Below are 23,022 nucleotides of genomic sequence, written 5' to 3' on the forward strand. Positions count from 1 at the left end.
ATGATTGGCCAAAAATGTTGGTTGTTCAGGATGTTGTCCCATGACTGTAACGCAAGTAAACCGGTTTGCCCTGGCTCTTATCGCAGTAAGTGCGGCTTGGCCGATGGCCCTCCAGGCAGAAGAAATGTCCGATTCAGCGACGCTGATTCGAGTCACCGAAGGCCATCGCCAACAGGGCTCCACGGAGGTGCTGGCCTCCGAGCCGGTGGCAAGACTGGAGAGTGATCCTTCGGTGTCCTTGTCCCGGATGGGCGGTCGTGGCCTGGAGCCTGTGGTTCGGGGCCAGAGTCAGGAACGGGTCGATGTGCTGCTGGACGGTATCCGGGTCGAAGGGGCCTGCCCCAATCGAATGGACCCGCCCACGAGTCGGCTCAGTGCTGCGCTCGTTCCGGTCCTGGAGGTTCGTACCAGCAACCGGACCCTGCGCTGGGGCGCTATTGCCGGCGGGCAGGTGGTCGCCACCACGGCGGATCCTGATTTTGGCGAGGATTTGACGACCGGGCAGGTTACAGCCGGGGGCGCGGATAACGGGGACGGGCGCTTGGTCAATGGCAGTGCTGCGGTTGGCAGTGATCGTGGCTGGCTCCGGCTGGCTGGTGGCCACGATGAAGCCGACGATTACGAGGATGGCGACGGCAACCAGGTGCGCAGCGCTTACAAGAATACCGAGGGGCGGGTGGATGCCGCCTGGCGGTCGGAAAACGGCCTCTACCTCAAGGGGCTGGTGAGCCGGCAGCAGGAACGCGACGTGAAATACGCCGGCTCAGGCATGGACGCCCCGAAAACCGATACCGATATCGCTCGGCTGGAGCTGGGGGCACCGGTTGCTGGCGGTGACTGGAATCTTCTGGCGTGGCAGGTGGATGTGGACCATGTCATGGACAACTTCAGCCTGCGCCCGACGACCATGAAAATGCTGACGGCGTCCGAAACCCGAACCCGGGGTCTCCGGCTGGCCCTGGACCAGAACCCGGACGCCAGAACCAACTGGGCTGTTGGAACCGACGTTGAGACCAACAACTGGGACGCCGAGCGCTTTGGCGGCCCCACGTTGGACACACTGACGTCGGTTCTGTGGCCGGATGTGGACCGGGACCGCTTCGGAGTGTTCGCCGAAGGTTTCTATCGGGTGGCCCCGACACTGCAGGTGGGCGCCGGTGTCCGCTACGACCGAGTGGAAATGGATGCAAACTCCGCGGACAAGACCTTCGGTAGCGGAATGATGGCAATGGCTGCAGCGGACAATTATCAGGCGCTGTATGGCACCACCAATACCAAAGCAGTTGATGACAATGTCAGCGGATTTATTACCGGCGACTGGCGCTTCTCGTCGCGCCAGTCCCTGGAAGTGAATGCCAGCCGCAGTGTTCGCAGCCCAGGCGTAACTGAACGGTACATTGCCAGCTGGAGCATGATGCCGGGGATGCGCTGGGTCGGTAATCCGGCCCTGGATACCGAAAAGCACCACAAGCTGGACATCGCCCTGCCGGGTCAGAGTAACGGCTGGCGCTGGCGCCCGGCAGTGTGGATGGCTCAGGTGGACGATTACGTGTTGCGCACCCGCAATGCCGAGCTGGTCAGTGTCTACCGCAACATCGATGCCCGTCTGCTCGGTGTCGAAGCAGAGCTGGGCTGGAGCAACGGCACCTGGCGTTCGAGCAGCGCGCTGGCCGCCGTCCGAGGAGAAAACCGGGATGACGACAAGGCGCTGCCGCAGATTCCTCCGCTTCAGTTCGTTCAGACACTGGGTTGGCAACACCTGGGGCATCAGCTGGAGCTGGAGTGGCTGGTTGCCCGCCGACAGGACCGGGTCGACCTGGCTTCCGGACTGGATGCCGGCACCTCACCGGGCTACGGCGTACTCAACCTGTCGGGCAGTCACCCACTGACCGGTTATCTGACGCTCTCCTGGGCCATCGATAACCTGTTCGACAACACCTGGGCCCGGCACGTCAGTCGCGCCAACACGGATCCGTTCAGTCCCGAGGCGGTTCGGGTCAACGAGCCCGGGCGCACGCTCCGGGCGGCACTGACGGCCCGGTGGTGAGTCGGCCTGGATATCATCGGTATGCTTTTTGTCCCTGGTCAACGTGGTTTCCGGTTTCAGGATCTATGCTTGGATAGAGGGTCACAGAACCTGCCGGCAACGGAGTGAATGGATTTTCCGGGCTGATACGCGCTGGCCAGCCGGGTGCGAGGATCGGCCTCAGGAGGCAAAAGGATGCCGCGAGACAATCATACTCAACCCCTCCGTGGCGATGGCACCGTCATCGCCATTCGTGGTGGTGTGGTGGATGTCCGGTTCAGCGATCCGGTACCCCGGATTCGTGAACTCCTGTACGTCGACACCATTGCCCTGGAAGTGTCGTCACTGAGGAATGAGGGTGTGGTCCGCTGCATGGCGCTGGCACCGGTAAAAGGCCTAGGGCTCGGCATGGCGGTGCGGGCAACCGGTGCTCCGATCCGGGTACCGGTCGGTGATGCCGTGCTGGGGCGCATGCTGAATGTCTTCGGGGCGCCGATCGACCGGAAGCCCGCGCCGGTCAGTGAGGACCTGCGCTCCATTCACCATGCGCCGCCGTTGCTGGAAGAGCGCGTGGTCCGAACCAGCGTACTGGAAACGGGTATCAAGGCCATTGACCTGTTGTCGCCGCTGGAGCGGGGTGGCAAGACCGGTCTGTTTGGCGGTGCCGGCGTCGGTAAAACCGTGCTGATTACCGAACTGATCAACAACACCGTGCAACACCACCAGGGCGTCAGCCTGTTCTGTGGCATCGGCGAGCGCTCCAGGGAGGCCGAGGAACTCTACCGGGAAATGGGGGAGGCCGGCGTGCGCGACAAGACCGTGATGCTGTTCGGCCAGATGAACGAGGCGCCCGGCGTGCGCTTCCTGATTGGCAAGACTGCGCTGACCATGGCCGAGTTTTTCCGGGACGACCGGCACCAGGATGTGCTGTTGTTGATCGACAACATTTTCCGTTTCGTGCAGGCGGGCTCGGAAGTCTCCGGGCTCATGGGGCGCATGCCCTCTCGGGTGGGCTATCAGCCGACCCTGGCCACCGAGCTGGCGGAACTGGAAGAACGCATTGCCTCCACCCGTAATGCGGCCATTACCTCGGTCCAGGCGGTTTATGTACCGGCTGACGATTTTACCGATCCGGCTGCCGCGCACATTTTCTCCCACCTTTCCGGGGCCGTGGTGCTGTCTCGCAAACGCGCCAGCGAGGGCCTTTACCCGGCGATTGATCCGCTGGCGTCGTCCTCGGTCATGCTGACCCCGTCGGTGGTCGGCCAACGGCATTACGACATCGCCCGGGCGGTTCGCCGGACGCTGGCAGAATACGAGGAACTGAGGGATATCATCGCCATGCTCGGCATCGAGGAGCTCTCAGCCGCCGATCGCCTGACCGTTGCCCGTGCCCGACGGCTGGAACGGTTTCTGACCCAGCCGTTCTTTACCACCGGCTCGTTTACCGGCACCACCGGCAAGCGGGTGGCGATTGCCGACACCCTCGATGGCTGCGACGCCATCCTGAACCAGACCCATTTTGAGCGGGACGAAGGCGATTACTACATGATCGGCGGTCTGGCGGATCTGGAGGTGGTGACATGACCCTGGCGACGGAAATGGTCGTGTCTTTGCGCTTGCCGACCGAAACTCTCTATCAGGGCACAGCGATCCGGCTCTATGGCGTGGCGGAAAACGGGGCCTTCGGGATGTTGCCGAACCATATCGATTTCGTCACGGCGCTGGTGCCCTCGGTGTTCCTTGTTACCACCGTTGAGGGCGAGGAGCTGATCTTCGGTATCGATGAGGGCATCCTGATCAAGAAGGGCCATCAGGTCGATGTCGCCGTTCGTCGGGGTGTCCGGGGCGAGGATCTTGCGTCGATCAAAGATACGGTCTACAGAAACTTTATTGCCGTGGACGAAGATGAACGGGTGGCCCGGTCGGCTCTGTCCCGCCTGGAGGCGGGGATCGTCCGGCGGTTTGCCGAGTTGCAGAAGCCTCAGCCATGACCGGCCGGCGGGATACCCCCGAAGAGGATATTGGCCGGCAGGCCCGGCGCCTCAAGCGCGCCCGGGATAACCCTGGCATGAGCCCGCTTCGGGGGCTGGGTGCCTTTGGCATGATCGGCTGGTCGGTGGCAGTGCCCACGGTGGGCGGCGCCTTTCTGGGGATGTGGCTGGACCGTAACCTGCCTCAGGCTTTTCCATGGACCATCGCCCTGATTCTGGGCGGCGTGGTGCTGGGCGGTTTCATTGCCTGGGCGTGGGTCAGCAGGGAAGGCCAGGACGACAGCGACGACGGGGGTAGCAACGATGATCACAGCTGACTGGACAGCGGTGTACACCGGGTTCTGGATCGGTGCGGTGGCCAGCACCCTGTTCTTTGCCGGTCTTGCCGTGAGTGTGCGCTGGGCGCTTCGCGCCGGCCGGCCCGGCATGATTCTGCTGCCCAGTGCCGCCGTCAGGATTGCCCTGTTGCTCGGTGTGGGCTGGTGGGTTACCGGGGCCGGCAGCGACAGCTGGGCGTTCGTCGGCTATGTCGCGGCCTTTTTTCTGGTTCGGCTCATCGCCACGGTGATTGCCCGGCTGCCCAGAGCCAGGGAGGACGGATGCAACTGACACCGGACGAAGTAACTGTCTTTACCATTGGTGGCGTCGGTTTCAGCGAAACCATCGTCTACACCTGGGTGGTCATGGCAATCCTGACCGGGGCTTCGGTCCTGATCACCCGCAACCTGCGACCCGATGTGCCGCCCAGCCGCTGGCGAACCGCGCTGGAGGTGATCGTAACGGGCATCCAGCACCAGATTGAGGATATCTCCCGGCAGGCCTCCCGGCACGTTCTGTATTTTTCCGGCACGCTGTTCCTGTTTATTGCCACCTCGAATCTGCTGCTGGTGGTTCCGGGTTTCTCGCCACCGACCGCTTCGCTATCGACCACCGCCGCCCTGGCTCTGTCCGTGTTGATTGCCGTGCCTCTGTTTGGCATCTCCCGGCAAGGGTTGGGCGGTTACCTGAAGACCTACATCCGGCCTTCGCCAATTATGTTGCCGTTCAACCTGATCAGTGAGTTCTCAAGGGGGGTTTCACTGTCCATACGACTCTATGGAAACGTCATGAGCGGTGCGGTTATCGCGGGGATTCTTCTGGGTCTGGCCCCGTTCTTCTTTCCCGTGGTCATGGATGTGCTGGGGCTGCTGACGGGGCTGATCCAGGCCTACATTTTTGCGGTCCTGGCGACCGTGTATATCTCACTGGCGACGACCCGACCGGGGGACCCGGTGAAAAAGGAGCGCGACTGATGACAGATCTTGTTTGGATTGCCGTTGTTTCCATTTTTACGGCGGGATTAACCGTGTCTTTCGGTGCCCTGGGGCCCGCACTCGGGGAAGGCAGGGCCGCCGCGGCTGCCCTGAATGCGATTGCCCAGCAGCCGGATTCGGCCTCGGCTCTGTCCCGGACCCTCTTTGTGTCTCTAGCGATGATTGAATCCACTGCTATCTATTGCTTCGTTGTCGCCATGATCGTGCTGTTCGCCAACCCTTTTTGGGACACGGTCTTGCAGGCGACCACGGCGGCGGGATAAACCATGTCGATAGACTGGATTACGGTCATTGCCCAGATCGCCAATTTCCTGGTTCTGGTCTGGTTGCTTAAACGCTTTCTGTATCAGCCGATTCTGAATGGCATCGACGCCCGGGAGGCCGAGATTGCCGAACGGATGGGCGAGGCTGAGAAAGCCAGAAGGAAGGCGGTGGCCGCCGAGGCGGACTTTGTTGCCCGCAAGAACAAATTGCTGGTGGAAGACGCGGCTATCGTTGACGCCGCTATCAAGGAAGCTGAGCGCCAACGCGACGCCCTGCTGGCAGAAACCCATCAGAAGTTGGAGCAGGAGCACAAGGATTGGCAGCGGCATCTGCAACGGGAGCAGCAGAAGTTCACGGCGGAGTTGTATCGGGCCGGGGCCGACACGCTCTATCAGCTGGTCCGCAAGGCCCTGCGCGATCTGGCGGACGATCAGCTCGAAGAGCGCATTGCCCTGCATGTCACTGCCAAACTCGAACCCATGGCGCCAGACTTGCTTGCCGCCGCTGGCCGCGCCGAGGAGGCTATTGCCAGCACGCACGTTTCGCTGTCGGAGGGCGCCCAGGCCACCCTGGTTCGGGCATTGGCGGATCTGATGCCCGGCATTCCGATCCGTTTTCAGGTGGACGATGACCAGGCTCCCGGTCTGGTATTGCGCATCGGCAGTACCCAGGTGGCCTGGACCGTCGACAGCTACACCGAGGAACTGGTCGTGCTGTTAACCGACCGGCTGGCAACAGGCGCGCTGGGGCGGGGGGCGAGTGATGACGGATGAACCGCTCCAGCCGGGCGTAAAATCACTGATAGATTCGTTGCTGGACAGTCCGGTGCCGTCTCCGGTCCTGGCGGAGGTTGGCAAGGTGACTGAAGTGGGCGACGGCATTGCCCTGGTGTCAGGGCTCGACCGGGCCCTTGCCGATGAGTTGCTGGTGTTTGCCTCAGGCGTCCGGGGTATGGTCCTGGATCTGGAGCCCCATCGGCTGGGGGTCGTGTTGCTGGGACCCGCAGACCGGATCACCGCCGGTGAAGATGTCTGGCGCACCCACAAGGTGATCAGTGTGCCAGTGGGACCGGGGCTGATTGGTCGGGTGGTGGACGCTACCGGACAGCCCAGAGATGGCCGCGACCGGATTGATGCGGTCGCTGAGCGGCCGATCGAAGTCGCGGCGCCAGGGATTCTCAGCCGCTCGGCCATCACCCGGCCCCTGGCGACCGGCGTCAAGGCCGTGGATGCCGCCGTTCCGGTCGGGCTGGGACAGCGTGAGCTGATCATTGGCGACCGGCAGACCGGCAAGACGTCGATGGCGCTGGATGCCATCCTCAACCAGGCCAGTTCCGAGGTGATCAGCATCTATTGCGCTGTTGGCCAACGGGGTGATTCCGTGGCCCGCGTGGTCGAGACACTCCGACGCAGCGGACAGCAGTCCCGGACCATCGTGGTCGCCGCGGGGGATGAAGACACGCCGGGGCTGTCCTACATTGCGCCTTATTCCGCCATGACCATGGCCGAATATTTCGCCGACCAGGGTCGTGACGTGCTCGTGGTGTTTGATGATCTGACGCACCATGCCCAATCCTACCGGGAACTGTCGCTGCTGTTACGCCGACCTCCCGGTCGGGAGGCCTTTCCCGGTGATATTTTCTACGTCCATGCCCGGTTGCTGGAGCGTGCCGGGCAGTTCGCCCCGGAGGCTGGGGGCGGCTCGATCACGGCGCTGCCGATCGTGGAAACCCAGGCCGAGAACCTGTCGGCGTACATTCCCACCAACCTGATCTCCATCACCGACGGCCAGATTTACCTGTCGCCCAGGCTGGTCCGGAAGAACCAGTTTCCAGCCGTGGATCTGGGCGTGTCGGTCTCCAGGGTTGGCAGCAAGGCGCAGTACCGGGCGTTCCGGGATGTGGCCGGCAATCTGCGGGTGACCCTGTCCCAGTTCGAGGAGTTGGAGGATTTTGCCCGATTCGGCACCCGGCTGGATGACACCACCCGGGCGCGACTGGTGCGCGGGGCTGCTGTCCGGGCGGCGCTTCGTCAGCCCGAGCACGCCCCGGTGCCGGCCGTGGTGCAGTTGGTGATCCTGTTGGCGGCCATGGAGGGGATGTTCGACGGCCTACCGGAAGCCCGGGTAATGGCCGTCATGGATCGGCTCCGGGCAGCGGCGATGGACGAACTCCCGGAGCTGGCCAGGCAAATAGGCCGGAATCAGCCACTGAGGGACTCCGACCTCAACGCTATTCTGGCACTCGCGGGAAAGGTCGTGGGCCAAGAGGGAGGAGGCGATGGCTCAGACGTTTGAAGCCCTGTCGCACCACGACGACACCCTGACCGGTATCCGGGGCATTGTTCACACCATGAAAACCCTCTCGGCTATCAACGCGGTGCCTTATGAGCGTGCGGCAACCTCCATCGAGGCCTACCACAACACGATATTGAACGGTTTTCAGGCACTGTTCGCGGGTGCAGGACCGATTGCGCTACCCCAGGTGGAGCCGGTGGAAAAGGTGCTGGTGGTGTTCGGGTCTGACCATGGTTTGTGTGGAAACTACAACGAAACTGTGGCCCGGGCGGTGGTAGCGGCGCCAGAGTTCCTGGCGTCGGAGAAGCGCGGTTTGCGCGTCCTGTGTGTGGGCGCGCAAATGAACGATGCCCTGACGGGGCTGGGGATCACTCCGGAGGCGGTCCTCCTGCCGCCAGCCTCGGCGGCCGGCATCGGTCGTCTGGCCAGCGATATCGTCACCCGACTGGAAACCATTAGCCGCGGTGGTCCCCAAAACCGGCTGACGGCGACTCTGGTCTACATGCAGCGTTCCGATCATGGTCAGCAGCGGCCAGTGGTGAGTCGTTTGCTGCCGCTGCCCCGGTCTCTGGTCTCGGAGCTTTCTGCAGGACCGTGGGTATCCCGGTCGCTACCCATTCACACTCTGCCATCGGATCGGGTGTTTGCCGCCCTGTTACGCAGCCATATTTTTGCCAGTGTCTTCCGGGCCTCGGCGGAGGCCATTGTGACTGAAAACGCGGCCCGCTTGGCGCGTATGCAGCAGGCAGAACGGTCCGTGGATGACCAGCTGGAGCAGGTGAAAGGGCAGATGCGATCCGTCCGCCAGGAAGAAATTACCACCGAGCTGCTGGATGTCATCATTGGTTTTGAAGCCCTGAAGGGCAAGGAGCGGCGGTCATGAACCATGAGGTGTTGGACTCATTGGCGCCATGGGCATTGATGTCCGGTGCAGTGAGGTTTTAAATATACCCTAAAGATATTTGTATATATCAAATGGAAATTAAGGTGGGCATTCACAATGGCTAGGATTTTCCTGATCACCGCAATCGGCTGGCTGCTGATGTCGACGGCCCTGGCCCAGGATTCGGCGGAGGACCGGGTGGTATCGACCCCGGTGCTGACACAGACGCTGGAGGAGAGAATCCAGCTTGATGGGGTGATCGAAGCGGTGCAGCAAAGCACCGTATCCGCTCAGACCAGTGGAACCGTTGAGGCGCTGCCGTTCGATGTTGACGATTCGGTGGCGGCCGGTGACCTGATCGTCCAGCTGGAGGATAGCGAACAGCAGGCGCGCCTTCGTCAGGCCCGGGCGGTGCTGAATGAGGCCCGGGCCGGGGCAGACGATGCACAGCAGACTTTCGAACGCATCTCTGCCATCCGGGAACGGGGGCTGGTATCGCGACAGGAATTTGATCGGGCCCGGAATAACCTGGCGGGCGCCCGGGCGCGGGTTGAGCGGGCCCAGGCGGGTGTTGCCGAGGCGGAAGAACAACTGGGTTACACCCGCATCGTGGCACCCTATGGCGGTATTCTGACCGAGCGCCACGTGGAAATCGGTGAATCGGTGAATCCCGGTCAGCCGTTGCTGAGTGGGCTTTCCCTGGAGCAGCTGCGGGTGGTGGTGGACCTGCCCCAGAAATACGCCGACCTGGCCCGTTCCCGGCGTCAGGCCACCGTGACCCTGGCGGATGGCCGGGTGCTGGCAACCCGCGAAATGACCTTCTACCCCTACGCCGATCCGGCCACTCACACCTTCCGGTTGCGGATGCGGCTGAATGAGCCCGATGGCTTACTGTTTCCGGGCATGCTGGTCAAGGTGGGTGTCCCGGTCGGCGCCCGTGAGTCGCTGTGGGTGCCGGCCAGCAGCCTGATCCAGCGCAGCGAACTGAGGGCTGTGTTCATTCTTGATGACCAGGATCGCCCCCGTCTGCGTCAGGTACGGACCGGTGTCCGTGACGGCGATCGTCTGGAAATCCTTGCCGGTGTGGATGAGGGCGAACGCGTGGTGGTGAACCCAGCGGCACTGGTAGGCAGTGATCGCCTGAATCAACCTGAGTCAGCGCAAACCGGCGGGGAGGAGAGCCGGTGAGCGAGGAACTGCCGAAGGTCGGGCCTTCCGGAGCCATTGCCCGGGTTTTTCAGGATAACAAGCTGACACCTCTGCTGGCCGTGCTGGCCATCGTGCTCGGTGTGCTGGCGGTGATCGTGACACCGAAGGAAGAGGAGCCCCAGATTGACGTCACCATGGCCGATATCATGGTGGGCTTTCCCGGCGCCAGTGCCCGGGAGGTGGAAAGCGCCATTGCCACGCCCGCCGAACAGGTGATGAGCGAGATCCAGGGCGTTGAGCATGTTTACTCCGTCGCTCGCCAGGGGCAGGCGGTGATCACCGTTGAGTTTGACGTGGGCGTGGTCCGGCAGGAGGCCCTGGTGCGCCTGTACAACCAGGTATATTCCAACCAGGACTGGTTGCCGGCGAATCTGGGGGCGACACAGCCGGTGGTCAAGCCCAAGGGCATCGACGATGTGCCGGTGATGACCCTGACCCTGTACGACCCGGTCAACGGCCACACGGGCGAGGAGCTTACCCGGCTGGCCCACATGCTGGAAGTGGCCCTGAAGCGGGTGCCGGGCACCCGCGATATCTACACCGTGGGCGGTGTTCCCGACCGGGTCGATGTCCGGTTTGACCCGGCCCTGCTTGCCGGTTTCGGGCTCACCATTGGCGATATCCGGAACGCCCTGCAAGCGGCCAATGCCAGCAGCCAGGAGTCCCGTGTCACCCGCAACAACCTGTCGATACCGGTGCAGGTGGGCACCCTGCTCGAGTCGGTGGAGGACGTCCGCCGATTGGTGGTCGGCATGCACAATGGCGCGGCCGTGCATCTGGAGGATGTGGCCGAGGTTCGCCGGGGCGGCACCGTGGTGGATCAGAGCGTGATGACCGGCTTTGGCCCCGGAACCCGGTCCGGTACCGCCGGGAAACCCGGTGAGGTCTTCCCGGCGGTGACCCTCGCGGTGGCCAAGAAGCCCGGCGAAAACGCCATCGACATCACCACGGCGATCCAGGAACGGCTGGACATGCTTCGGAACCAGACCCTGCCGGCGGAGGTGGAAGTCCTGGTCACCCGGGATTATGGTGAGACCGCGTCCCAGAAAGCCCGCAAGCTGATTTCGGACCTGATTTCAGCCACCCTGGCCGTGATGGTTCTGGTGCTGGCGGCCATGGGCTGGCGCCAGGCGTTGATCGTGGGTATTGCGGTTCTGATTACCCTGCTGCTGACGCTGGTGTTTTCCTGGGCCTGGGGCTTCACCCTCAACCGGGTCTCGCTGTTTGCGCTGATCTTCTCCATCGGCATCCTGGTCGATGATGGCATCGTCATCACCGAGAACATCAACCGGCGCATCCAGAACTCGCGCCGGGCGGTGAAGGATATTATTCCGGTGGCGGTGGATGAAGTGGGTACCCCCACCATCATGGCCAGCCTCACTATCATGGCGGCGCTGCTCCCGATGGCCTTTGTCAGTGGCCTGATGGGGCCCTATATGAGCCCGATTCCGATCAACGCCTCGGCCGGCATGGTGATTTCCCAGGTCGTGGCCTTCGTAGTGGCGCCCTGGCTGGCCTTCCGGCTGCTGCGGCACAAGCAGGGGCAGGCCGCGCGCGAGGCGGCTGAAGCTTCCAGTTCCGCCGATGGCGTGAGCCCCGTGTCCCTGAAAATTTTCCGGACCCTGCTGTCGCCATTCCTCGGCGATCATCACTGGCGGCGCCGGTTGCTGGCATTGGGGGTGGTGCTGCTGACCGGAGCGGCGGCCTCGCTGCCGGTGTTCCAGATGGTGATCCTGAAGATGCTGCCCTTCGACAACAAATCCGAAGTGCAGGTTGTGGTGGATATGCCCGAGCGCACGCCCATGGAGAAAACCCAGCAGGTTCTGCTGGAAATGGGGCATTACCTGGAGACGGTGGACGAGGTGGCCAACTGGCAGGCCTATGCCGGGACCGCGTCCCCGATCAACTTCAACGGGCTGGTGCGCCAGTACTACCTGCGGGGCGAGCCCTACCATGGGGATCTCCAGGTGAACCTGGTCGCCGAGGAGAGCCGGGAGCGGCAATCCCACGCGATTGCCCAGTCGCTGCGGGGGCCCTTGACGGACATCGGTGACCGTCACGGCGCCGAAGTGAAGATTGTTGAGGTGCCGCCCGGCCCGCCGGTACTGTCGCCGGTGGTGGCGGAAATCTATGCCGTGGATAACGAGCGACGGGCCGAGTTGGCGACCCGGGTGGCCGAAGGCATGACCGGCGTGCAGGGGCTGGTCGATATCGACACCACCCTCGAAGCCCCGACCCGGCAGTGGGAGGTGGTGATTGACCGGCCCCGTGCTGCTCGTCTCGGGGTGTCCCAGGCCCAGGTTGTCGGCGCCCTGCAGACGGTGCTGGGCGGCCGGGGGGTCAGTTTCCTGCACGACGATCACGCCAAGTACCCGGTGCCGATCCGGATCATCCTGGGGGAGGGCGACAAGGCCCAGCCTTCGGCACTGCTGTCGGTGAAAGTCCGCAGTCGCGGTGGCGAGCTGGTGCCCCTGGCCAGTATCGCCGAGGTCCGCGAAGCGGACTGGATGGGGGCAATCTATCACAAGGACCTGCTGCCGGTGACGTATGTGACCGCGGACATGGCGGGTGAAATCGATTCGCCGCTGTATGGCATGTTCGCCATGGTGGACCGGCTGGAGCAGGACCCGACTGCCCCGGAACAGTATTTCATCAACCAGCCCCCCTTGCCGGAGAAGGGCACCCTGAAATGGGACGGTGAATGGCAGATTACTTACGAGACTTTCCGGGATATGGGCGCGGCCTACAGTGTCGGGGTGTTCATGATCTTCGTGCTGCTGGTAGCCCAGTTTCGGTCCTACGTGTTGCCACTGGTGGTCATGGCGCCCATCCCCCTGACCCTGATTGGCATTCTGCCCGGGCACGGACTGCTGGGCCGGGAGTTCACCGCCACCAGTATGATCGGCATGATCGCCCTGGCCGGCATCATCGTGCGCAACTCCATTTTGCTGGTGGTGTTTATCCGGCAGTTGCTGGAGGAGGGGGTCGAGCTGGACGAGGCCGTGGTGCTGGCCGGGGCCGTTCGGATCAAGCCCATCGCCCTGACCGCGATCTCGGCCGTGGTCGGAGCCTACTTCATCCTGAACGACCCGATTTTCAATGGCCTGGCGATTTCGCTGGTCTTCGGTTTGGCGATGTCGACCCTGATGACGGTGGTTGTGGTACCGCTGCTGTACTACACGCTGGCACGCTGTAACTGGCTGTAACTGGCTGTAACTGGCTGTAACCAAGGCGTTATGCTAGCGGTCCGGGCTAGCGGGTGGGCCAGTAGCGCTGCATTTCCACGAACAGGAACGAGGCGCTCCAGGTGATCAGTACCAGACCGGTCAGTGCTTCAATGCCGGTAAGGTGGCGAAGGTGGCCCAAAGCGTCGATGTCGCCGTAACCGAGGGTGGTGAAGGTGGTGAACGAGAAGTACGCACAGTCCAGCAGGCTGCCGCTGAAATTGCCGACCAGTTCGCCCCAGCCCTCACCATGGTGCAGGAAGTAGTAGGCTACGGCGAAGATCCAGACCTGGACGGTGTGCGCCACGAGGATGCCGAAAACGGCGACAATTATCCGGAAGTGATGGCTCTGGCGCATGCTGGAGAGCAGTCCGCTCAGTCGGATCAGCGATTCATGGTGGATAAGTACGACCGCGGCCACAATGAGGGCGTTGAGGATGGTGACATTGATCAGGCCAACATGATCGAAAGCGGTCAACTGTGGTTTACTCCGGTTGTGTAGTAGATTTACGCCCTAGACAGGACGGGTTCCATTTACCTTAGCTGGCCATGAAGCAATGTCCAAACGACTCTTTCCACTGATTATTCTTGCCATTGGCATCCTCGGTTTCCTGGTTCTCAAGATGACTCGTCCGGAGCCGGCGGAAGTGAGTGCCACCGAACGCAGCTGGCGGGTAACTGTGCAGACCATTGAGCCTGGCACCCACACGCCCCTGCTACCACTCTATGGCCAGGTGGTGGCGCCGGAGCAGCTGACGGTCACGGCGACGTTGGCGGGTCGCATCGAGGCGCGACCGGTGTCGGAAGGGGAACGGGTCCTGGCGGGGGCGTTGCTGGTCGCCCTGGACGATGCCGACATCGGGCCGGTGGTGGACCAGGCTGAAGCCCAGGTGGCGGATCTTCAGGCGCAGCTGCGAGCCGAGGACGTGCGCTACCGTAACGACCAGTCCGCCATCCGCAGTGAACGGGCCATCCGGGACAATGCCGGCCGCCAGCTGGAGCGCACCGAATCGCTGCTGACCCGTAACCTGGCCTCGCGGGAAGATCTTGAAGCAGCCTCCGATGCCCTGGCCCGGGCCGAGCTGACGGTCAGCGTGCGCCAGCGCGCCATTGAGGAACACCCGGCTCGCCTGCAGAGCCTGGAAGCGAAACTGGCCCAGGCCGAAGCCAATCTGGAAACCACACGGCGCGATGCCCGGCGGGCGCGCCTGGAGGCGCCCTTTGACGGTGTGGTGACCGACGTGCAGGTGGCCCCCGGGGATCAGGTGGCCCGTAATGAGCCATTATTGTCGCTGTATCCCGAGCGCGGGCTGGAATTGAGAGCACGGGTACCGGCTCTGTTCCGGGCAGAATTGCTGGCGGCCCTGGACCGGGGCGAGAACCTGATCGCCCGCAGTGAAAACGATGGCCATCGATTCGAGCTGTCCCGGTTTGCCGGTACCGCCGATCCAGCAGGCACCGAAGCCATCCTCACTCTGTCGGGCGCCGCTGAGGGCCTTCGCCCGGGCGAATTGCTGCCGGTCCTCCTGGAGCGGCCGGAGCGCGACCAGACCGTCGCCATTCCCTTCAGCGCCCTGTACGGCGCCAACGCCGTCTACCTGATGAACCGCGATAACCGTATGGAACGGGTGACGGTCCGGCGTATCGGTGAAGCCCGGGCCGACAACGGCGAGCGCTGGCTGGTGGTTGCCGGGGATGCCCTGGAACCCGGCGCACGCCTGATCACCACCCACCTCCCCAACGCGGTGACCGGCCTGAAAGTGGAGCTGGCGGAGAGTCCCGGGGAACCCTCGTCATGAGACGCCGGAAGGGCATAATCGGATTCTTCGTCCATCACCGGGTTGCGGCCAACCTGGTGATGCTGATGATGCTGCTCGGTGGCGCACTGGCCCTGACCCGGATGAACATCCAGTTTTTTCCCACCTTTGCCCTCGACGTGGTCAGTGTCCAGGTGGTCTGGAGCGGGGCTTCGGCCGAGGACGTCGAGCAGGGCATCACCAATCCGCTGGAGCAGCGGCTGCGCAGCATCGATGGTCTGAAAAAGATGACGTCGACCTCGGCCCAGGGCGTGTCCTCCATCACCCTGGAGTTTCATGAAGGCACCAATCCGATCCAGGCGCTCGACGATGTCGGCCAACAGGTGGACGAATTCACCAACCTGCCGGCCGACGCCGAGGAGCCCCAGGTCACCCGCGTCGAACGCTACGAGCCGGTGGCTCGGTTGCTGGTATACGGGGATGTGGCCCGGAGTGAACTTCGGGCCTTGAGTTACCGGTACGAAGACGAGCTGTTGGAGCGGGGCATCGACCGGGTGGCGATTACCGGTCTGCCGGAGCAGCAGATCAGTATCGACGTGCCCGTGGAACGCCTGGAAACCCTGGGCCTGTCCCTGGAACAGATTGCCGACCGCGTGGCCTCCATCTCCCGGGATCTGCCGGCGGGCATGATGGCCCAGCAGGACGCGACGCGGGAGTTGCGGGCGGTGGAGCAACGCCGTTCGCCTCAGGCGTTCGAGAGCGTTCCGGTACTCAGTGGTGACCGGATCCAGTTGCGGCTGGGGGATATTGCCATCATCCGTCAGGAGGCCCGGGACAACCAGGTCACCCTGACTCGGGATGGTCATCCGGCCGTGGAACTGCAGCTGCAGCGGGCCGAGAACGGAAACTCTCTGGCCGCCGCCGAGGTGCTGGACCAGTGGCTCAAAGAGACCCGGCCCACCCTGCCGCCGTCGCTGAAACTGGAGGTGTACGACCAGACCTGGCAGCTGCTGAACGATCGCATCTCGTTGCTGGTGACCAACGGTCTCGGTGGCCTGGTCCTGGTGGTGTGCCTGCTGTACCTGTTTCTGCCCGGGCGGGTGGCGCTCTGGGTGGCGATTGGCATTCCGACGGCGTTTCTGGCCTCCATGGCGGTGCTCTGGGGCATTGGCGGTTCCATCAACATGATCTCCCTGTTTGCGCTGATCATGGCGCTGGGGGTGATCGTCGACGACGCCATCGTGGTGGGCGAGGATGCCGATGCCCATGCCCGGATGGGGGAGGAATCCATCTACGCCTCCGAGGGGGCGGCCAAGCGTATGGTGTGGCCGGTGCTGGCGTCGTCGTTGACCACGGTGGCGGCGTTCATGCCACTGCTGGTGGTGGGCGGCGTGATCGGCAATATCCTGGGGGACATCCCCACGGTGATGATCTGCGTCCTGGTGGCTTCACTGCTGGAGTGCTTTATTGTCCTGCCCGCGCACCTGCGTCATGCCTTCGTCGAGCGCCCCGGCAAGTCCCGGGCGCCCGAGGCGCGGGTGAATCCGGTCGGGCGTTTACGGGCGGGGTTTGAACGGCGCTTCGATCACTTCCGCCAGGGCACCTTCCGCCGGTTTTCCCTGCTCAGCCTGAAACACCGGGGCATGACTCTGGCCGGGGCATTGGCGTTGTCATTACTGACGGTCGGGCTGCTGGTTGGCGGCCGTCTCGGCTTCAACTTCTTCCCGACGCCGGAACCCTCGATCTTCTACGCCAACGCCAGCTTCGTTGCCGGTACCGATCAGGGCACGGTGGACCGGTTCCTGGCGCAGATGCGCCAGACCCTGAACGACACCGAGGAGGCCCTCGGCGGCGACCTGATCCTGCACGCTGTGACGACCCGGGGCGCCACCCTGGGTGCCGAGGGCCGATCCCGGAATGGCGACGAACTCGGGGCCATGATGATCGAACTGGTGCCGTCGGACCAGCGTTCGGTCCGCAACCCGGATTTCATCAACGAGTGGCGCAGTCGCCTGCGTCTGCCCGCCGGCCTCGATAACCTGAGTATTTCCGAGCGACAAGCGGGGCCGCCCGGACGGGACGTCAACGTACGGCTGACCGGTAACGACGCCGAGAGCCTGAAGGCGGCGGCCGATGAGTTGTCCCAGTCGCTGGCAACCCTGCCCGGGGTGCTTGACGTGGAAGACGATATGCCCTGGGGCCGGGAACAGCTGATCTATCAGGTCAGTGCCTACGGTGAGGCCCTCGGGCTGACCACCGCGGAACTGGGCCGGCAGTTGCGGGCCGCGTTTGATGGCCGGATCGCCCAGATCTACCAGGACGGCCGGGATGAGGTCGAGGTTCGGGTGCAGTTGCCCCGCTACCAGCGGGAACGGCTCTCCACCCTGTCGCAGATGACGGTCCGGGTATCCGATGGCCGCTTTGTACCACTGTCGCAGGTCATGAACCTGGATCACCGCCAGGGCTTCCAGGCGCTGCGGCATGCTGATGGCAAGCTGTCAGTCGAGGTTACATCCGGGCTCAATACCCGGGTCAGTACCACCGACCAGATTCTGGACAGCCTGCAGGCCGAGGCACTGCCCGACATCGCCAGCCGGTTCAATGTCCGGTACAGCTTTGAGGGCCGGGCCGCCGACCAGCGGGAGACCCTGGCCGATATGCGGACTGGGCTGATGATTGGTCTTGGCCTGATGTACGTGGTACTGGCCTGGGTGTTTGCGTCCTGGAGCCTGCCGCTGATCGTGATGGCCATCATTCCGTTTGCCCTGGTGGGTGCCCTGCTGGGGCATTGGCTGATGGGGCTTCAGCTCACCATTTTGTCCCTGTTCGGGTTGTTTGGCCTGTCGGGGATTGTGGTCAATAACGCGATTATTCTCGTAGCCTTCTATAACCAGCAACGGCAGAAAGGCCTGGGGATTACCGAGGCACTGAACGAGGCCGCCGTGCAGCGGGTCCGGGCGGTGTTGCTGACCTCCCTGACCACCATCGGAGGCCTGCTGCCACTGCTGTTCGAAACCTCGTTGCAGGCTCAGTTCCTGATCCCCATGGCGACGTCGATCGCCTTCGGTCTGGGTCTGTCGACGCTGCTGGTCCTGCTGGTTATTCCGGTGCTGTTGTCATGGATGGAGCAGTTCCGGGAATGGCAGGCGCATCGTCATGGCGAAACGGCAACGCCGCTCGGGGCGGAAGAATGAGGTCGGAATAACGCATGCACAATGAGTTGCTGAGGGTTCGCGGACTGGCCAAGAGCTTTGACAGCGGCACCGAACAGGTGCCCGTGCTGTCGGGCATTGCCCTGACTCTGGGTCGCGGCGAGTCCCTGGCCCTGATGGGGCGCTCGGGATCCGGCAAGAGCACCTTGCTGAACCTGCTGTGCGGACTGGAGCAACCGGATGCCGGGGTAATTTCGGTGTGCGGCGACACCTTTGATGACCGGCAGCCCGGGGCCCCGGATGCGCACGCGCGAAGTTGGGCGGACCTGCGACGCCGGCGTATTGGTGTGGTCTTCCAGGACGCCAACCTGATGCCGGCGTTGTCACTGCTCGACAATGTGCGCCTGAGGGCCAGCCTGGCCGGGCAGAGTCAGGCAGACTGCCCGGCCTGGCTTGACCGTCTCGGTATTGGCGAACTTGCCGATCGCTATCCGGACCAGGTATCCGGTGGTCAACGGCAACGGGCCGCCCTGGCCATGGTGTTTGCCATCAAGCCGGTTCTGATCCTGGCGGATGAACCGACCGGCAGTCTCGACCGTCACACCGCGGACGAGGTCGCCGATGAACTGTTCCGGCTCCGGTCCGACAGCGGCTGCGCCCTCGTTCTGGCTACCCACGATACCGAACTGGCCGCCCGTTGCGACCAGCGACTGGACCTGGCGCACACGGCCCCAGCCTAGCCCCATGACCCTGTTCACGGCCCTGTTCAGTCATTATCGGCGACATCCGCTCCAGCTACTGGCCCTGGCGGCCATGATGATCGTAGCCACCACCCTGTGGACCGGCGTCAGCCACCTGACCAGCCAGGCCCGGGCCAGTCTTGGCCAGAGCGAACGGGCGGTGGTGGAGCGCCTCCAGGTCGAACGCTCGGACGGCCGGGCGGTGACAGTAGAGGATTTCGTGGCCCTGCGCCGGGCCGGGCACTGTGTTATGCCCTGGCTGGAGGTGGAACGCCAGTCATCGTTCGGTCGGGTGGTGGGTATCGATCCGTTGGCGGCCGGTTGCTTAGCCGGTTCCGGCGAGCAGGCCCGGGCCTGGGACCAGCCGCTGGACGGCCAACCCTTTCTCGATATTGGCGAGGCGGCTGCTCTGGCCGATGAGGCGGAGGGCAGCCGATCAACATTGTCATTGCTGGTGTCGGAATCCCACGCCCCCCTGCCGGCGACCTACCGGGTGACACCGTTTTCCCTGGGGCCCGATACCGGGGAACTGGGCGCCAGTTTTCTGCTCAATCTGGATGCCCTCGGAGTCCTGGTGCTGCTGATCACCGCCCTGTTGCTGCGCAGCGTGTATCAACTGGGTCTGGCCCAGCGTCGGGACAGTTTTGCCCTGCTGCACCGGTTTGGTGTACCGGCGCCGGCCGTCAGGCGCATGCTGTTGCTGGAAACGGTCCTGCTGGCGGCGCTGTGTGTGGTTCCCGGCGTGGCGCTGGGCCGGTTGCTGGCCGATGCCCTTGGGGGTGGTTTCGGCCAGGCCCTGGACAGTCTGTTCGATACTCCGCTTTATGCCGGTCAGGATGCCGGCTGGCTGCAGCCGGCACTGACCATGATGGCCGTGGTCAGTGCCGTGTGTCTGGCCGATCAGTTCAGACCACCATGGCGGAAGGTGTTCGAAATCCTGGGCGGCCGGGTTCGCTGGCTGGCACTGGCGATGCTGCTGACCGGGCTGGTGCTGGCGTTCATTTCGACCTCGCTGGCATTGACCTTCATCGCCATCGCCCTGGTGTTTGCCGGTACCGGCATACTGGCGCCCGGCGTGATTGATGGGGTTGTGCGCCGTTGTGCCCGAGGGACCGAGGATCCACTCAGGCGCTGGCAGTTGTCAGAGCTTGGCGTCCTTGCCCGAAGGCTGGCGTTGCCGTTGGTGGCATTGCAGTTCGCGCTGGCCATGGTGCTGGCGGTGCAGGCCCTGGTGACGGTATTTGAAGCCACCTTTGACGACTGGCTTGGCCAGCGTCTGGCCGCGGAGTATTTCATTGAGGTACCGGCAGAGGCGGAGAGCCGGGCCGCCGCTGACTGGCTGGATGACCAATCGCCTCTGGCCGGGAGCGGGCAGTGGCACCGGGTAGTCCGGGGCCGGGCGAGGCTGCCCGCCGCCGGACCGAACCCGGAGCAGGCCGTCGACCTGTTCGCCCTGGCGCCTGTCAGCACCATGCTGCGCGCCTGGGATCTGCAGGCGGCGACTGACCAACCCTGGCTGGCGTTCGCCCGTGGCCAGGGCGTGATGGTCAATGAACAGCTGGCCCGGCGTCGACAGCTGGCGGTGGGAGACACTCTGACACTGGTGGTGGCGGGTAGGCCTCAGACATCGACGGTGCTGGCCATATATCCGGATTACGGACGTCCGGCCGGGGAGGTGTTGGTCAATGCCGCGCAACTGCCGGCGTCTTTCGAACCGGGTTTCGAGAGCATTTCCGTCAGTCCCGGCCCGATGGGTATCGAAGCGGTGATCGCGGGCCTGAAGCAGGTCTGGCAGACCGAGACGGTGTCCGTCCGTGATAACGGCCGGATCCGGGCCCTGGCGGATGCCGTGTTCGAGCAGACCTTCCTGTTGACCCGGGCAATGACGGTCCTGACCCTGATCCTGGCAGCCATGGCCCTGCTGATCATGGGCTGGGTATTCTTTTCGACCCGGGTCTGGTACTACCGGTTGCTGGCAGTGTGGGGCATGGGGCAGCGTGAGGTGGCCGGACAGCTGCTCCGCCTGTCCGTGGTGCTGACCATGAGCATTGCCGTTCTGGCACTGCCGATGGGCATCTGGCTGACCTGGACACTGGTGCATCGCATCAACCCCCTGGCCTTTGGCTGGTCCCTGCCCATGGCGGTCTACCCGGAGTTCTGGCTGGAACTGGGTGGGCTCAGCCTGGTGATCGGGCTCAGCATTGCTGTGCTCATGCGCCGTCAGCTGCGTCATCCGGCTGTCATGCCAGCGTCGGCCAGCAGTCTGTCCGGAGGTGAGCGATGAGACTTTTCCGGGTCTTTGCGGTCTTGCTGTTGTCGGTTGCGGGTTGTACGCAGGAAACGGACGACGGGGGCTTTGCGGGCCTGGCCGAGACCGGACAAACCGACGCGTCGGTGCCGTTCCTGCAGCCGGGACCGGGCGATCGACTGGAATTCCCGCGAGATCTGGGCCCGCATCCGCAGCACCGAATTGAATGGTGGTACCTGACCGCCAACCTGGAAACCTCAGAGGGGGAGCCATTAGGCGTCCAGTGGACCCAATTCCGCCAGGCGCTGGCGCCGAGATCGTCGACGCAGGCACCTCCGTCCCCGTCGAGTTGGCCGCTCCAGGCGGCGTGGATGGCCCACGGCGCCGTCAGCTGGAACGGGCAGCACCGGTTTGCCGAGAAGCTCGCCCGGGGGGATATGGGTCACGCCGGTGCCCGGGCCCGGCCGTTCGAGGTCTGGCTTGATGACTGGCAGCTGACCAGTGAGGGTGACAATGGTAGATGGCGACTACAGGTCTCGGCGAAGGACTGGTCCTACGATCTCTCGTTGCAGGTGAAGGGCGAGCCAGTCGCCCACGGCGATCATGGATTCAGCGCCAAATCGGCCAGTGGCGAGGGCTCCATGTACTTCAGCCTGGTGGATATCGCGATAGAAGGGACGGTCATTTTTGATGGGCAGAGCCTGTCGGTTAGTGGCCGGGGCTGGTTCGATCGGGAATGGAGCAGCCAGCTGCTGAAAACCGGCCAGCAGGGCTGGGACTGGTTTGCCCTGCACCTGGACTCCGGCGATAAGCTCATGGCCTTCCAGCTGCGGGAGGACGAGGGCGGATTCGTCTCCGGTACCTGGATTCCGGCTGAGGGCGATCCCGTCGCCCTGGGGGGCGACGACCTGATACTGACGCCGGAAAACCGGAGGGGAGATACCCCCACCCGGTGGCGGCTGCAAGTGCCTGACTACCGACTGGATCTGGTGGTGGCGGCCCCGCCCGGAGACTACCGGAACCGCGGTCAGTTCCCCTATTGGGAGAGCCCGGTCGCTGTCACGGGCAGTCACTCGGGCGAAGGCTATCTGGAGCTGACCGGGTACGGCGGGGAATAATCTGGCAGGCTGAGCGTCGGAGGCTCCAGCCCGACAAACAGATCCTGGATGCCCTGGTGCCATTGCTGCCTCAGGGTTTCGAAGTACTCGCAGTGCTCTTCGACCTGCTCGGTCAGGCAGGGTTTCAAGGCGTCCTTGTGGTAAATGGCAATATCCAGCGGCATGCCCACCGACAGGTTGCTTTTCATGGTGGAGTCAAAAGAAATCAGCGCGCACTGATAGGCTCGCTCCAGCGGCGTCTGGTAATTGACCACCCGGTCCAGAATCGGCTTGCCATACTTGGACTCGCCAATCTGGAAGAAGGGGGTCTCTTCGGTCGCCTCAATGAAATTGCCTTCCGGATAGATGTTGAACAGGCGAGGGCCTTCACCCTTGATCTGACCGCCGAGGATCAGCGAACAGCTGAAATCCACATGATTCAGCTTGCCGTCCGGGTTGTCCCGTCGGATAACCTCGCGCATGGTCTGGCCGACGATTTCGGCGGTCTCGAACATGGACGCGGTGGCCAGAACATTGGCCGTATCGGTGCCGGCCCGGCGTTCCAGAAGGCTGATCACACTCTGGCTGGTGGCCAGGTTGCCTGCGGACAACAGGACCAGCTCACGTTCTCCCGGTTGCTCGAAGACGTGCATCTTGCGAAAGGTCGAGATCTGGTCAAAACCGGCATTGGTGCGGGAATCCGATGCGAACACCAGCCCATCGGCCAGGCGCATCGCTACGCAATAAGTCATAAAGCCCTCCTGATCAGGCTCTGTTTCAGGAGGCTAGTCTAATCACAACCCCCGTTCAGGTGTGAGTG

At 63.5% G+C, this 23,022-nt stretch carries 19 protein-coding genes; 17 read left to right on the forward strand and 2 right to left on the reverse strand.

Annotated features, from left to right (window positions below):
• The first annotated feature begins 40 nt into the window (after window positions 1–40).
• The 12 genes from KZO34_RS11650 (at window position 41) to KZO34_RS11705 (ending at window position 13,190) form a co-directional block, all read left to right on the forward strand.
• Window positions 41–2,047: a TonB-dependent receptor domain-containing protein gene (locus KZO34_RS11650; protein ID WP_257900265.1), complete on the forward strand. Its 2,007-nt coding sequence runs from the start codon at window positions 41–43 to the stop codon at window positions 2,045–2,047.
• 174 nt (window positions 2,048–2,221) lie between these two features.
• Window positions 2,222–3,613: a F0F1 ATP synthase subunit beta gene (gene atpD, locus KZO34_RS11655; RefSeq protein ID WP_219476574.1), complete on the forward strand. Its 1,392-nt coding sequence runs from the start codon at window positions 2,222–2,224 to the stop codon at window positions 3,611–3,613.
• Window positions 3,610–4,020 (forward strand): ATPase, encoded by a 411-nt coding sequence (locus tag KZO34_RS11660; protein WP_219476575.1) that lies wholly within the window; start codon window positions 3,610–3,612, stop codon window positions 4,018–4,020. The genes atpD and KZO34_RS11660 overlap by 4 nt, the downstream gene beginning before the upstream one ends.
• Window positions 4,017–4,337, forward strand: a complete 321-nt coding sequence (locus tag KZO34_RS11665) for an AtpZ/AtpI family protein (protein WP_219476577.1) — start codon at window positions 4,017–4,019, stop codon at window positions 4,335–4,337. Before KZO34_RS11660 ends, KZO34_RS11665 begins: the two co-directional genes overlap by 4 nt.
• Entirely contained in the window at window positions 4,324–4,629 is a 306-nt protein-coding gene (locus tag KZO34_RS11670; protein WP_219476580.1) for an ATP synthase subunit I, read from the forward strand. The genes KZO34_RS11665 and KZO34_RS11670 overlap by 14 nt, the downstream gene beginning before the upstream one ends.
• Entirely contained in the window at window positions 4,620–5,312 is a 693-nt protein-coding gene (locus KZO34_RS11675) for a F0F1 ATP synthase subunit A (protein WP_219476582.1), read from the forward strand. Before KZO34_RS11670 ends, KZO34_RS11675 begins: the two co-directional genes overlap by 10 nt.
• Window positions 5,312–5,596: a F0F1 ATP synthase subunit C gene (locus KZO34_RS11680; protein ID WP_219476584.1), complete on the forward strand. Its 285-nt coding sequence runs from the start codon at window positions 5,312–5,314 to the stop codon at window positions 5,594–5,596. The genes KZO34_RS11675 and KZO34_RS11680 overlap by 1 nt, the downstream gene beginning before the upstream one ends.
• A gap of 3 nt (window positions 5,597–5,599) precedes the next feature.
• Window positions 5,600–6,370, forward strand: coding sequence for a F0F1 ATP synthase subunit B family protein (locus KZO34_RS11685; protein WP_219476586.1), 771 nt, complete (start codon window positions 5,600–5,602; stop codon window positions 6,368–6,370).
• On the forward strand, window positions 6,360–7,892 hold the full coding sequence (locus KZO34_RS11690; protein WP_219476588.1) for a F0F1 ATP synthase subunit alpha: 1,533 nt from the start codon (window positions 6,360–6,362) through the stop codon (window positions 7,890–7,892). Before KZO34_RS11685 ends, KZO34_RS11690 begins: the two co-directional genes overlap by 11 nt.
• Entirely contained in the window at window positions 7,876–8,775 is a 900-nt protein-coding gene (locus KZO34_RS11695; RefSeq protein ID WP_219476590.1) for a F0F1 ATP synthase subunit gamma, read from the forward strand. The genes KZO34_RS11690 and KZO34_RS11695 overlap by 17 nt, the downstream gene beginning before the upstream one ends.
• Window positions 8,776–8,892: 117 nt before the next feature.
• The gene (locus tag KZO34_RS11700) at window positions 8,893–9,963 is read left to right on the forward strand and encodes an efflux RND transporter periplasmic adaptor subunit (protein WP_219476592.1); all 1,071 of its coding nucleotides are present in this window, start codon (window positions 8,893–8,895) and stop codon (window positions 9,961–9,963) included.
• Window positions 9,960–13,190, forward strand: a complete 3,231-nt coding sequence (locus tag KZO34_RS11705) for an efflux RND transporter permease subunit (RefSeq protein ID WP_219476594.1) — start codon at window positions 9,960–9,962, stop codon at window positions 13,188–13,190. The genes KZO34_RS11700 and KZO34_RS11705 overlap by 4 nt, the downstream gene beginning before the upstream one ends.
• Before the next feature lie 46 nt (window positions 13,191–13,236).
• On the opposite strand, the gene KZO34_RS11710 is transcribed toward KZO34_RS11705, so the two are convergent.
• Window positions 13,237–13,662: a potassium channel family protein gene (locus KZO34_RS11710; protein WP_257900403.1), complete on the reverse strand. Its 426-nt coding sequence runs from the start codon at window positions 13,660–13,662 to the stop codon at window positions 13,237–13,239.
• 103 nt (window positions 13,663–13,765) lie between these two features.
• Between KZO34_RS11710 and KZO34_RS11715 the strand changes: the two genes are divergently transcribed.
• Genes KZO34_RS11715 through KZO34_RS11735 form a run of 5 tightly spaced genes read left to right on the forward strand, consistent with a single transcriptional unit; the run spans window position 13,766 to window position 22,223 of the window.
• Window positions 13,766–15,007, forward strand: a complete 1,242-nt coding sequence (locus KZO34_RS11715; RefSeq protein ID WP_219476598.1) for an efflux RND transporter periplasmic adaptor subunit — start codon at window positions 13,766–13,768, stop codon at window positions 15,005–15,007.
• Window positions 15,004–18,159 carry an efflux RND transporter permease subunit gene (locus KZO34_RS11720; protein WP_219476599.1) on the forward strand — a complete coding sequence of 1,052 codons (3,156 nt, stop codon included), beginning with the start codon at window positions 15,004–15,006 and terminating at the stop codon, window positions 18,157–18,159. Before KZO34_RS11715 ends, KZO34_RS11720 begins: the two co-directional genes overlap by 4 nt.
• Window positions 18,160–18,173: 14 nt before the next feature.
• Window positions 18,174–18,857: an ABC transporter ATP-binding protein gene (locus KZO34_RS11725; protein WP_219476601.1), complete on the forward strand. Its 684-nt coding sequence runs from the start codon at window positions 18,174–18,176 to the stop codon at window positions 18,855–18,857.
• A 4-nt stretch (window positions 18,858–18,861) separates the two neighbouring features.
• Window positions 18,862–21,141: an FtsX-like permease family protein gene (locus tag KZO34_RS11730; RefSeq protein ID WP_219476602.1), complete on the forward strand. Its 2,280-nt coding sequence runs from the start codon at window positions 18,862–18,864 to the stop codon at window positions 21,139–21,141.
• The gene (locus tag KZO34_RS11735) at window positions 21,138–22,223 is read left to right on the forward strand and encodes a lipocalin-like domain-containing protein (protein ID WP_219476604.1); all 1,086 of its coding nucleotides are present in this window, start codon (window positions 21,138–21,140) and stop codon (window positions 22,221–22,223) included. Before KZO34_RS11730 ends, KZO34_RS11735 begins: the two co-directional genes overlap by 4 nt.
• Here the strand turns inward: KZO34_RS11735 and KZO34_RS11740 are convergent.
• Window positions 22,190–22,954, reverse strand: a complete 765-nt coding sequence (locus KZO34_RS11740; RefSeq protein ID WP_219476606.1) for a proteasome-type protease — start codon at window positions 22,952–22,954, stop codon at window positions 22,190–22,192. The genes KZO34_RS11735 and KZO34_RS11740 overlap by 34 nt on opposite strands.
• Between the last annotated feature and the right edge of the window lie 68 nt (window positions 22,955–23,022).

The sequence above is a fragment of the Marinobacter sp. F4206 genome, from assembly GCF_019392195.1.
Classification (GTDB): Bacteria; Pseudomonadota; Gammaproteobacteria; order Pseudomonadales; family Oleiphilaceae; genus Marinobacter.